The organism is Dickeya dadantii NCPPB 898 (assembly GCF_000406145.1).
Taxonomy (GTDB): Bacteria; Pseudomonadota; Gammaproteobacteria; order Enterobacterales; family Enterobacteriaceae; genus Dickeya; species Dickeya dadantii.
Genome location: NZ_CM001976.1, coordinates 434,226 through 446,829, shown reverse-complemented (window position 1 = coordinate 446,829; position 12,604 = coordinate 434,226). Strand labels below are relative to the sequence as shown.

Here is a 12,604-nt window from a genome sequence, read left to right as displayed (position 1 = left end):
GCCACCCGAAGGTGGCTTGATTTTTGAATTTTGGTGCGAAGGCCGGACTCGAATTTCACACCTAATAGACTGATATAAATGTAGTTTATTAGCAGGAATAAATAGTTATACCCGCACTTGTACCCGCGAGTCAAAATCCGCACAAAAAATAGACGTTATTCGTAGGTATAAAGTCATACTGTAAGCACACCCGTTTTAGTTCCACGCACTTTTTGAGATTTCCGGTTTTTCAGCCATCAGCCGGTACTCTTCCGGCGTCAGGTTATTCAGGGATTCATGGGGCCGCTCGCTGTTATATTCAGCCAGCCAGAGCTCTATGATTTCCCGGGCTTCATTCAGCGTCCTGAACAGGTAAAGATCCAGTATTTCTGTACGGTACGCCCGGTTGAACCGTTCGATAAACGCATCCGGTACGAATTTGTGCGTCGCCGATATTTCGGCAAGTAATAATATCTATATCACCGCCGGGTCGCGCAGAAAGTTTAGTCAGAATTGTAGTGAAAAACTACAGGATATTGGACCAATACATCTTGAGTTTTGCTAAAATGGTTAACGCCTTTCATCGTAAACATTCTTTGAACCGTTTCCAAATACAGCTAGGACTCATGTTTTTGCTGTTTATCACCGGATAAACCATTGCGCCGACATCTTTAATTAAGCCAGTTATGGCTCGAGCATATTCAGGATCAGAACGCAGATAGTCATCGATCCCCACTACAAACATAGTCTGGCCAACTGAGCATCGCGATATCACTGTTAATATACTCTGGCAGCCAATTGATAGACTCATCGCTTTGGTCTCTGAAACCACATTCCCAGATTTCGAATACACGCCATCCCGCAGCATGTAGCTGCATTTTGACTTGGATATCACGCTGCCTATTGACAGCAAATTTTTTCATCCAGAATTCTGGTCTGGTTTTTGGGGTCGTAGCATACCTGCATCCATCATGACGATGCCAGAAGCAACCGTGGACAAAAATGCACAATTTGTACCGTGGCAAGACGATATCAGGTTTACCCGGTAGACTGCTTACATGCAAACGGTACCTAAAACCTTGTGCATGCAAAAATTTCCGTATCATCAATTCCGGTTGTGTATTTTTTCCCTTAATACCGGACATCATGCGGGAACGAGTCTTACGATCGACGACATCCATAGATTTCTTTCCGTTCGCTTCTCTTCCTGGTATCCTGGATACCACTAAACCCACCGATATATACCATGAGTAGCATTTTGTTGCCGATTCCTGTAGTAGACCTTTTTGCCGGACCAGGAGGATTAGGGGAAGGCTTTTCATCATTTAAAAATGGCGATGTTTTTCAAATTGCTGTTTCTGCTGAAAAAGATTCTATCGCCCATCAAACACTCCGCCTCAGAGCGTTCTATAGATTGTTGACTAACAATAGACCAGACAATCTCGATGACTATTATCGCTTTTGTAATGGTGAGGCAGACACACCATTCAGCACCGAGACGAAAGATCTCTGGGAGCTAGCTGGCAAAGAAGCAATGTGCATTGAAATCGGTAGTCCGAACGGAAATACAGCTCTCGATGAAGCCATTCAAGAAATGCAGGAAAAACATGGAACTGACCAGCCTTGGGTTTTGATAGGCGGTCCACCTTGTCAAGCCTACTCACTTGTTGGTAGAGCCAGAAACAAAGGAATTGCCGATTACAAACCAGAAGAGGATCACCGTCACTTCCTCTATCGTGAGTATCTCCGAATTATCCAGAGTTACCAGCCTGATATTTTTGTGATGGAAAATGTGAAGGGAATTCTTTCGTCCAAAATAAATGGCGAAAAAATATTCAATCAAATTTTGAAAGATCTAGCCAACCCAAGTGCCGCGCTCCACTCCTCCTCAAATGGACAGTGCTATCGAATCGTTTCATTAGTGAGCGAGCAGGAGTTCTGTGATGGTGATGACCCAAGCCAATTAGATGCTACGAAGTATATCATTCGTACTGAAGAGTATGGTGTACCTCAAGCCCGTCACAGAGTCATTTTGTTAGGGATCCGAGAAAATCGCTACAAAGAAAAACTACCGAAATTGTTAGCGCAAGCTACAGTGAGCGTTAAAGAGGCGATTGGAAACCTTCCGCCCTTAAGAAGCCTTTTGAGTAGACAAGAAGATACTAGCGAACAATGGAAAAATCAGGTTCGTTGGCAATTACACCAGCTTGCCAAACACGCCGCCAAGTTTCCGGGACACGAAAAAACTTTATCAAGCCGATTGGAAAAAGCTTCGAATGAAATTGGCCATGTTACTAACACTGGTGGTACACGGATGCCTAAAGGTGATTCTTCCGGTCAGACTGCTCATGACTATCTAGATAAATGGTTTTTGGAGCCACGGCTGAAAGTCTGGCTAAACCATGAGGCTCGTGGGCATCGTATAGACGATCTGGCACGCTACGGTTATGCAGCATGCTTTGCATCAATTCATAAGCGTTCTCCTAAAGGGCACAAAGAATTTAACTTGCCAGGTTTAGCCCCAGCGCATAAAAACTGGAAAACAGGTAAATTTTCAGACCGATTTAGAGTGCAAATTGAAAATAGTCCATCAACAACAATCACGAGCCACATATCGAAAGATGGCCACTACTTCATACATTACGACCTATTACAATGTAGAAGCTTGACAGTAAGGGAGGCTGCCAGATTGCAAACATTCCCAGATAACTATTTTTTCCAAGGTGGAAGAACTCAGCAGTATCACCAAGTCGGGAATGCCGTTCCTCCATTTTTGGCAAACCAAATCGCAGGAATTGTAGCCAATATTTTAGCGTAGAAGTTCCAAGGCCTACGCCCCATTATAGACAGTTTATATATCAGCCATTGCTTCAGTAAATAGCTTGTAATGGCTGTAGCTAATCAATATTTGGCACTCAATCCTCTGCGGGAATTTCTGAATGTTCTTGCCTCACTTGAACAAATTCAGGTCGACGTAATTCAGGAATATCCACTGACGGTGGAGAGAAAGGACGTGCAAACATTTCCTCCCGGCATTCGGGTCGTTTGGCCCATTCCGAAATCATCTTTCCTTTGGCTGTCTCGTGAAGACGGTTGTTCACCTCAAGGGACCAGACCTTGACTTGCTCTATTAATTGTGGTGAAACACTCTGTCGAAGCCAAACTTTCTCCAAATCAAAGGTATCGCGATAGTAATCGGCCACAACTGCTACGGTGTAAGCAGCAACGTTTGCAAGGAAAGCGGAAACGTGCGGACGGGCCGTTTTGTGAACGATCTTGAACACAATGGCTTTGGCAACTAACGTTTTAAAGAAAACTGAATCTGATACAATAGGTTTCCCAGCCGCTTCAACCTCACTGAGCATAGTCATGAAGCGCTCAAAACACTTCTGCGTTCCAAGGCTAACTATCTCCGGTCTAACATCCCAAGCCATGAAATATTTCGCCAACTCGGTCTTGGTGATCTTGCGAGATGTTGGCACAGAATCCTTCAGTGCACGAAGCCTAGCTGGGGTTGTTCCCTCACGGATGAGAAGTGTATTGTAGCTTCCCGCTGCTCGCTCATAAAACCAACGGCCAACACCATCTGGACAATAAATTGCCAGTGACTGTCTCTCTACCTCAACATGGAATGGCTTATTCGCTGAGAGATCCGACTGCCGCACTGAATTTTGGGAGTTAGCATATCGTGAGATATCGGAGACTAGCGATTCTTCTTTTGTAGGGTCAGCCTCCTTAATGACAATGATCTTTGCAGGGACCCTGACCTTGCTTAAGTCGGTATCCGAGTATTTCTTCTTTGCGAAATAGATAGAGGCAGTAGTTTGACCACCGTTCACTATCTGCATTCCACGTAACCAAATGATTCCAGGAGAGCCGTCATTAGCCCGTTCGAGCTTCATCTCGTCGGCCACAAGAACGATGCCATTGTTGAAGGCCATAAAGCGTTCTGGTGCTGAGCGTAAGGTGTTTTGGATACCTGCATTGACCCCTCTAGATTTGACGCTAAGAAAAGACCGTACGTTGGCTTCAAGGAGCCTAGGGCCAAACTTCTCGTAGATGAACCGCAAAGCCTCACCAGGGATGGCGGTCAGTGCGTAATCGTAATCTCCTGTATCTCCAGGAATATAAACACACGGAAGTGGGGAACCTGAAACATCCTTGAAGTCGATCACAAGTTCGTCGCGCGGCTTGCCCTCGGAACGATGTCGAAAGAGTCGCTCTATGTCCATAACCTCGAGTCGAACTGTCTTACCTCCAACATCACGGGGTTTAAAACTCTTGGACTTGGCAACGCCATCCGTGAGAACAAATACACGTACTTGTTCCAAACTATCATATATCTCGCTGATAATAAGGGCGAGTGAGTAGACATCGCTTGATGGATCGAGTTTGTTCAGAAGACGGCCCGTTGCACAAAGTTCAAGAAAGCGAACACAATGCTGAGCGGCCATCTTTGTATCTTGCTCTTGGATCGGCGTTAGAACCTCGAATCCCTCGTAGAGACTGACAAACAGGTCAAGTTGGTCAAGATCTTCAGAAATGGTGTAGCCACTCAGCCTCAGATTCGCATTACCGACTTTCCCTTGAAAATGACAAACAACGGGTTCAAAAGTCATTCCTGCTTCCATGAGGTGTTGCATCACCACCTCACAAAAGATCAATTCCGTGAAGGAAGAACCATCGCTCATTTGAGCCGCTATTTCAGCCCGGGTTTCAGACAGAAAATCATCAAGGGTCATCCACTAACTCCTAGTTTTTTGAGAACCACATCAAGCTCAGTAAGGAAGTCCCTAGCATGGTCCAAGTTTATTTCGTACTGCGCTCGCGTCACTCCGATGGGGACGGATCCTAGAGTTAAACGAGGAAAACCTTCGGATATTGAAAAATAAAGTTTCTCTTTTGGTTTAAATCTTCGAGTGTAGTTGCTCATATGAGCCCAAGAGTATCCAACAAGCATGAGCCGCTCACAAAAAAAGTTGACCGATGCGGGCTGGCCTTTAAGACGTTGCTCAATCTCGGCAACTATCTCTGGCAAGGTAAACCCTTCCTCCAGCCTGATAAACCTGATAGCCGCCAAGAACAATGGCGAAGAGACAGCGTCGTCTAATTGCTCCAGCGAACTTATCCTAACGGGAAAGCCAGAGGAAGACATAGTCGCTTTCACTTCGATTGCCCCATCACCTAGAAGGAAATCTTGAGGCGCATCATCGGGACCAACCCATGCACTCAGAACCTCCATGGGCGGCAACTGCAAATCAAGAAGAAGGGTCATAAAGTAGAGCTCTCCCATAAGGCCCAACTCTGCTTCAGGACCTAGAGGGCTCAAACCGCGAGACATAAACTGTTGCCACGCAAGTACTCGTCTGACCAGAATTCGCAAGAGGCCAGACTCTGCAACGCCTTCAGCAACTCCTTCATCTATTGCACCAACAACATCGCAGACCATTAAAGTAAACAACTCTAAGTTCCCTTCCTCCTGTCGGGTCAATGCTAATAGGAGATCATTCGTCCCCATAGCTTCTGCCTTCTCCACCAAGAATCCCTTGCCCTCGGGCAGCTTCTCAGCACGAGCTAAACGCGCTGTAGGGAAAGAGAACAAAACTGCCTCAGCGTTATCCGGCAAGCGCCGACCAGCCTGAAGCTCGACGGCCCCTGAAGACGGTAGCGAAATAGCCTGCCAGCCTGGAACTTCACTGTCACTGGAGAGCGACAGCCAAGCTAAAATGAATTCTTCACTCTGACGGGCCATATTCTTGCATCCAATAAAGCAGGTTAGCTTTGTACTCCACCTCAATCGCTTTGTCGCTAGCAGGGAAAGCAATAGCGAAAGCCATGATTGGTTTATTCCATCCGGGAACAATTAACTCGTCCTGTTGTTTACCTTTGTAGGACGAATGGGGGGAAAGTGGGTAGAGTAGCAGTAGTCCTCTGTCAGTCTCACCACCGAGCTTCCCACGAATCTCTCGGATACCTTTGCCGCTTGGAAAATCTGGTTGTTTGTCGCGGCCACGAGCAGGGTCCGGTTTCCAAGCAGCACGAGTTAAATTTAAGGCTTTATGCCAAATGTCATCGCTAAGATCTATACTTTCATCTTTCGGGTCAGTAAGCACGCCAATAGCGAAGGTCTTAGCCTCCTGCTGGTCAAGCGACCCCAATTCTTCGGTTTTACGGATTAAGTACTTCTTTGAGGGAACTCCTCCGGGGAAAGTATGGATTTCCCCATTGCCATTACCGCCCCCGAGCAAAGCGACACTCCATTTGGTTAATTGGCCTGTATCAACCATTTTCGAGATAAATTCGGACAATACAGCTGCATTTGCGCGGGGCGCAGGATACGTTGAATAGGTGTTGAGAAAATCAAGAACTTTGGAAACACCTACATCCCTCCAAAGACGTGCATCAGGCCAAGAATCAGGGTTTCCTTCGCGTTCATATTTCGGTGATTCTATCCAATAGGTGCCAAGAGACATAACCAAAGCATCTGTAGCATCGAGATTTTGCTGCTGAATTTTGGAATCACGATGAAAGAGGATAGTTTGGGATCGCGCTCCACTATAAGTAAATGAAAGAGTCTGTGAATTACGCATCTTCAAGGGGGAAGTTACAGTCATAACATCATGTGACATCACTTTAAGCCCATACTGCTCTGGAGTGAGCTTTGCTTCTGCCATGAAATCGAACTCATCACGGAGTTCCTCCGAAGCATCAGCAATATGCCCAAACCATCTCACCAAGTCGGGGGATGTGTACAGTCTACATAAGTCCAGATAACCAGGGCGATAACCGAACCAGCGCCCCATCTGCATTAGCGTGTCATACATCTTCGTTGTGCGCACAAAGTAGCTTACACATAGCCCTTCCAACGTAAGTCCACGAGCAAGCTTGTCGCCCCCTATCGCAATTACTTTCAAAGCCGCACCTAGTGTTGCATAATCGAGAGCATCCTTGGCAGTACCATTAATAGAGCGAACCTCTATATCCTCCAGCACCTCAGGCAGAACAGCGAGAATATCATTCCAAGTCGGCATTTTCGGAGGACACTCCTCTTTTGGTAGGAGCACTGCAACTTTGTCTCGAACAGGAAGAAAGTCATCGTTCCAAAGTTGGTGCAACTGTCCCAGAATCTCCTCCGCCCCCATTCCTCGAGTTATACGCTGCCGCATGCGACGTACCGTCTTATCGACCTGTTCGCACACGAGCTTTTGAACATCAACGAAACGGGTGACGTGAATCAGCATGGAGCTATGTTGGGTGCCTTGCCCTCGTAATTGACGGGCAGCACATGACAAAATGAACGTGTAGATAGCTTGCTGCAACGATGGAGGAATCGCCTCTTCGCCGTTGTAATTAGGGATATGAGTCTTCTTGTGCTTTGGTGGCATCCACCCAGACTCTGACTTGGGGTCGTAATGATCACAGATGTTTCTAGATAGAGGCAGCCCCTCCGTACGGCCATCCTTCGTCATCTTGCCAAACATCTGCGTAGGACCAACGTAATTGGATGGAGCTGCTAAATTGATGATGAACGAACGAGGGAAAAGATCAGGGCCTTCCTTCGCTGTTGCACCTTTGTGGTGGATAAAAATGTTGGCAAAAGGCGTTGCAGTATAGCCAACATACGCCTTCCTAGTGAAGGTATGAAGGATCTGACGAATAAGACTGTTAATAGTCTTAGGCTGATGCTCTTCGTCAGGTGTACCATCATCCTTGAATATCTGCTCTCCAGTATCAACTGACGCGTTATCTGCCTCGTCGTCGATCATTAGAAGCGGAAGTTTAGTCACAAGCTTGCGACCATCAATTGAGTCGGTGCTGTCCGCTACTCGTTTTTGAATCCAGTCCAACAGAGCTGTGAGGACGGTCTTTTGCTTCTTTACAACGAAAAGCCATGGCCTCTCCTCTGGAGATATACCGTGAAATCGCCTCGCAATCGCTTTACTAAAATCACCGTTCTCAGCCCGCGTTGTTGCAGAGTTGGTCTTCAGGTCATCACCGAACTCTGCAACACCTATTGGTATACCGACATCACGATCAGTGGTCGTCTCGTAGCCAAGAAAACTCTCTTCTAGCCGCATCTGAGTTTGCGACCTCAAGTTATTATGCATGCCTGCAAGGACGATGATAATCTTATAGCCAGCATCAGCTGCCTTACAAATTAGTCCTGAGTAGTTGCTGGTCTTGCCTGATTGCACATGCCCGACAACAAGCCCCCTACGATCCCATGAGTCCGATCTTTCTGGATCCTCCAGGAGGCTGAGGATATCATCAGTGGTCTCGTTAAGCCCCTCGACTACAACGTCGGAAAGCTTGGATTCCAAGTAGTCTCCATATCGACGCCAATAGCGCCAATCACGTTTTCTCGCTGCAGAAAGCCAGTCGACATGGTCTACATCGTTCTTCAACGTGGTTGGCTTACCGATTCGGTGACTGAAACGCTGAATTAGTATGGCAATAGCCTGATTTTGATCCACCGAGTGAAGTGAGTCATCAGCAAACATCTTCGTGGCAAAACTCACCTTCTCAGCAATGAACGCCGGGGTTATCTTAGATTTATCTTTCTCTGCCTTTACTAGCCGTTGAGCCGTGGCGATGACGTTTTCTAGTAGCTCAGCTTGCAAGCCAACCTCTTCCATCATGTTCATTCATCTCTCTGTAAATTTGCAATTAGTGAGGGATATTTTTGGAAGGGCTCAGTCTTGAGCATTGACTTACGGGCTTCCTCAACACTCAGTCCCTTGCGCTCGATCAAATCATTAAAAAGGACACTCGCAACCTGTATAACAGCTTCGTTCGGTTCCCCATCAAACCCTGTTCTAGGAGTGTCCTTGTTCTCGGCAGTATCGAGCCATATCCGTTGGACAGGGACTGTCTCCTCAATAACCCGGAGCATCGCTCTAACAAGATGCTTTCGGTCTGAACAAACCTCAATAACTGCCGCGACGGCAGGGTGCGTCTCATCTATGCGGTATCGAACGCCGCTCTTCAGATGTTCAACCCGCCAAGTCTGCTCGATGGGAGCACTGCTCAACCTAGACGTCGGCGATCCTCGGAAGGCGAATACCTTACGAGCTCTGTCTCTCGTGTTTTCTGCTATTCCAGTCAACCAGTTACGGACAAAAACCGGTGGTCGGGCAGTGGACTTCTTAACATCGATCTTCCAATCTGCGTCGGCGGTATTCGGCATATCAACCCGGATTCTCGCAAGTCGATGCGATTCATCCCTGCTCCATGCTCTCCCTCTTCCAAGCCCTAGCCAACTACCGGCCAGAAGGAGTCTTTTGTTACGATAGACATAGAACCCTTGCTGAGATATCCAGCCGTCAGGGCCGCCAGCCTTGAAAAGATCCTCGTCAGATAATTTATCTTTGTGCGGGAGAACATGGCATTGGACCTCCAAAACTCCTGACTGAGTGATTCTGCGCTCTATGGGAGATTCCAAGGCTTTAGCAGGGTGGCCAACCATGAACGGATCCCAAGGGACCACCAGTTTGCCATTGATGAACAGGCGGAAATCTGGGCGAGGCCCCTCAATAAGGCGATGGAAGGTCATCGATAAACGGGATTCCACATCATCAATTAGGTCGGCAAAGTGATCCAAGTTCGTACCGGGCATGACAACTCTGTCCATTAATTCCCAAAGAACGAGCGTCCCCGAGCTTAAGTCGTTTAGCGGTTCAAAGAACCGCTCGGAGCCTAATGCTGGTCCCTCGAACATACGCCAACCAACCTGCGGATCTGTAGCGATAGCGTCCAAGTCCCAGCGTAAACAAACCAGAACTCCGCCTTCTCGCTTGGAAGCAACAGTAAGCCTACGGCATTGGGAAAACGAGGCAGTCTTCAGACCCATACCAAAACGTCCGAGATCAGTCGCAGTCCTTTCATCCAAAGGATTTATCGTCCCAAGGGTCATGGCAGTCTCAAGCTCGGTATCAGTCATTCCATGACCATCATCTAGTATCGAAATACAGCTTTGCGTTCCATCCCATTCAAATCGCAGATACACCTCTGCAGAACCTGCAGACACAGCGTTGTCTACAACATCAGCCAAGGCTGCTGCGGTTGAATAACCGAGCCCTCTGAGAGCCTCCATCATTGCATTGGCTTTCGGCGGCGCATATCTGGTTTTCTGCATTATTGATAATCATCCTCGCTCATAAAGGAAGCCAAGATCTCCTTCCTTTTCTCACTAGAAAGTTTCTGCATCGCTTTGGACTCTATTTGGCGGATACGCTCACGTGTAACCCCGAAGATCTGCCCTACCTCTTCCAAGGTCATCGCGTCAATGTTGCCTAATCCAAAGCGATACATAATCACTGTGCGAGACCTTTCATCTAACTCTTCCAGCATTCCCGAGAGCGTAGAGGAGAGAGACGAATTCTCAACAAGCTTAAATGGTGCCGAGGCATTCCGATTCACGAGAAGCTCCACTCGAGCACAACTCATATTCAAATCGATCTCATCAAGAGACTCTGCATCATCAAATATCGACAGGAGAATCCATATTTTTGATAGCGGAATTCCGAGCCGCGAAGCTGTGTCGATATCACGCTCAGGGTACCCTCTCTGCAACTCGATCTCATTGCGCTCCCGTATGATCTTCCAAGCCTTATCCTGAACGTGTACCGGTGCCCTAACACTCCTACTTTTGTCAGCAATGGAACGTGTTATCTGTTGACGAATCCACCACGTTGCGTATGTAGAGAAGCGAAAACCTCTGCGCCAGTCGTAGCGTTCAACCGCTTTTATAAGGCCAATGTTTGCCTCTTGAACAAGATCGTCCATCGGCACTCCTGACCACCGGTGCTTCTTGGCAATGGATAAAGCGAGTCTAAGATTACACTGAATCAAGCGATCCCGAGCATAGGACTGCCGCTCAAGAGCATCAGTAAGGCCCTTTGCATTAGAATCATCTTTGGCTCGTTCGGCTAGCTCAAAAAGAAATCCGCGAGTTAGCTTAGCCGCTTCTAATGCTTCTTTGGTTCGCTGGAAGTCTCCAATCTTACTCCGAACGGCTGCTATAGCAGTCATAAATGCTGAGCCGGCATCATGCTCTTTTTCCTCTTCATCCTCATCGTACACATCCTCCAGTTCTGTTGCCCCATCTTCTAGGAGCAAATCAGGTCCAGTGCTGAACGCTCCAGCATCAACCTCCCCTCTCAAAACCTTTTCAGCACAGTCAAATAACACCGCGAGTCCTTCTGGCCATTGAGCAAGGACCGATAGCACATCTTGCCAAGCCTCTTCCATCTCTCGACTAAGAGCGATCTCTTCTTTGGCCTCAAGAAGCCTGCATCGGATATCCTTGGAATAAAATCTGAACGGTTCATTGTGATCCGAGGCTAGATCCTTGATGAACTCAATTGCTTCATCGAGAAGGAGTTTTTCCTCAAGAGACGACTCATCGAGAGAGGTATCATTTATAGTGACTCCACTCTGTTCGTCCACAATCGCACCAAGCTCTCCTGCAGCAATACCAATGAATCTCTCAAAATCTTCATTGCGTGATCCGTTGGCGTTTAAGCAAAGTTCAACAAGGTTTTCTTCAGAAATAATCCCATCGCGGATTGCTGCAAGGAGGAAAACCCGGAGGGTATAATCAACGCCCTCATGGTCTAAAATGGATTTTATTACAGGAAGATAGAGATCGATATCACCCCAGTCCTCGTCGTTATCTACTGCCTTATGTTGACCTATCGCCTTGTAAACATTCTTGACGGCCTCTGCAACATGTTGGTCACCAACAGGCGCAACAGGGTTAATCTCAACTTCCCAGTTGTCCTCAAATTCAGCATCCAAGGAAAGAGGATCTAGAGAAAGGGAATCGACTTCAAAAATATATCGAGTCGTTGCCTTGGGGGAAATGGGCTCGAAGTGATATTCAGGAGAGGTAGGGATATTCTTGCCCACTGCGTGGGATTCGCTCCCCGATGCCTGGCCATCAGATATTTTATCGAAGCAAGAGGATATCTTTTCCTGATTGTTGGTAATTACTTCATCTGACTCAGTGGCCTCCAAGGGTGGCATATTGAATGCCTCACTTAGTATCTCAATTGTCTCTAGGCAATTGGCTCGTAAGGCATGCGCTAGAGCATTCATCCCTTCTGGATCGACAAGTGTCGGATTTGCCCCCGCGTCAAGTAGAAGCCTTACAGCCCCGCTGTTTCTCCTAGATGCGGCGAGGATCAGAGGCGTTGAGCCACTGCTATCGCGGGCATCCAAGTCATCACCCCGAAGAATATGGAATGTGATCGCAGCTTCGACGCCCGAGATGGCTGCTAGCCGCAATAGCGGATTGAGCTTTCCCACAATGCTATCCAAAGTTCGAGACCCCATATAAATCAGTACACAACGTCATCCTCACAGGAAAAGGAATGACATCATATTCTTTGCCTCGTAAACGATGCAAAGATAACCCTTCAACTCGGTATAAGTGCCCCAAGGACTAACCGATATTGCCTTTACCGAGAATGGCGAAGCTCTTGCTAATGTCCCAAGGAGCTTACTAAGGCTAACGGTGCTTACTTCAGTGCCATGCCAATTGTGTAATTGAAGTATACTAACCCATCAAATCCACAAAAAACCAAGTTTGAACAATTTAGAGTCTAATATATTGATGTAACTC

General features: G+C 47.2%; 7 protein-coding genes and 1 pseudogene. 1 reads left to right on the top strand and 7 read right to left on the bottom strand.

Going from position 1 to position 12,604, the window contains the following annotated elements; genetic code table 11:
• Positions 1-195 precede the first annotated feature (195 nt).
• A pseudogene (locus DDA898_RS21920) lies at positions 196-408 on the bottom strand (integrase core domain-containing protein); the annotation flags it as partial.
• Between the two features lie 293 nt (positions 409-701).
• Complete coding sequence (locus DDA898_RS02495) at positions 702-1,160, bottom strand: very short patch repair endonuclease (protein ID WP_038910106.1); 459 nt, start codon at positions 1,158-1,160, stop codon at positions 702-704.
• Between the two features lie 65 nt (positions 1,161-1,225).
• Here DDA898_RS02495 and DDA898_RS02490 point away from each other — a divergent pair, with 65 nt between their 5' ends.
• Positions 1,226-2,797: a DNA cytosine methyltransferase gene (locus DDA898_RS02490; protein WP_038910104.1), complete on the top strand. Its 1,572-nt coding sequence runs from the start codon at positions 1,226-1,228 to the stop codon at positions 2,795-2,797.
• A gap of 97 nt (positions 2,798-2,894) precedes the next feature.
• Here DDA898_RS02490 and DDA898_RS02485 read toward each other — a convergent pair whose 3' ends face one another.
• From DDA898_RS02485 to DDA898_RS21680, 5 genes are read right to left on the bottom strand one after another with little or no spacing between them, the layout of a single operon-like run.
• Entirely contained in the window at positions 2,895-4,721 is a 1,827-nt protein-coding gene (locus DDA898_RS02485; RefSeq protein WP_050570164.1) for an AIPR family protein, read from the bottom strand.
• On the bottom strand, positions 4,718-5,731 hold the full coding sequence (locus tag DDA898_RS02480) for a PD-(D/E)XK motif protein (protein WP_038910103.1): 1,014 nt from the start codon (positions 5,729-5,731) through the stop codon (positions 4,718-4,720). The genes DDA898_RS02485 and DDA898_RS02480 overlap by 4 nt, the downstream gene beginning before the upstream one ends.
• On the bottom strand, positions 5,715-8,618 hold the full coding sequence (locus DDA898_RS02475; protein WP_236616699.1) for a Z1 domain-containing protein: 2,904 nt from the start codon (positions 8,616-8,618) through the stop codon (positions 5,715-5,717). Before DDA898_RS02475 ends, DDA898_RS02480 begins: the two co-directional genes overlap by 17 nt.
• A gap of 2 nt (positions 8,619-8,620) precedes the next feature.
• Positions 8,621-10,114: an ATP-binding protein gene (locus DDA898_RS02470; RefSeq protein ID WP_201765879.1), complete on the bottom strand. Its 1,494-nt coding sequence runs from the start codon at positions 10,112-10,114 to the stop codon at positions 8,621-8,623.
• Entirely contained in the window at positions 10,114-12,288 is a 2,175-nt protein-coding gene (locus DDA898_RS21680) for a sigma-70 family RNA polymerase sigma factor (RefSeq protein WP_159077855.1), read from the bottom strand. The genes DDA898_RS02470 and DDA898_RS21680 overlap by 1 nt, the downstream gene beginning before the upstream one ends.
• Positions 12,289-12,604 lie beyond the last annotated feature (316 nt).

Coding starts and splice junctions, on each gene's coding strand:
- DDA898_RS02490 (WP_038910104.1), top strand. CDS start 1,226: ATGAGTAGCATTTTGTTGCCGATTCCTGTAGTAGACCTTTTTGCCGGA.
- DDA898_RS02475 (WP_236616699.1), bottom strand. CDS start 8,618: ATGATGGAAGAGGTTGGCTTGCAAGCTGAGCTACTAGAAAACGTCATC.
- DDA898_RS02485 (WP_050570164.1), bottom strand. CDS start 4,721: ATGACCCTTGATGATTTTCTGTCTGAAACCCGGGCTGAAATAGCGGCT.
- DDA898_RS02480 (WP_038910103.1), bottom strand. CDS start 5,731: ATGGCCCGTCAGAGTGAAGAATTCATTTTAGCTTGGCTGTCGCTCTCC.
- DDA898_RS02495 (WP_038910106.1), bottom strand. CDS start 1,160: ATGGATGTCGTCGATCGTAAGACTCGTTCCCGCATGATGTCCGGTATT.
- DDA898_RS02470 (WP_201765879.1), bottom strand. CDS start 10,114: ATGCAGAAAACCAGATATGCGCCGCCGAAAGCCAATGCAATGATGGAG.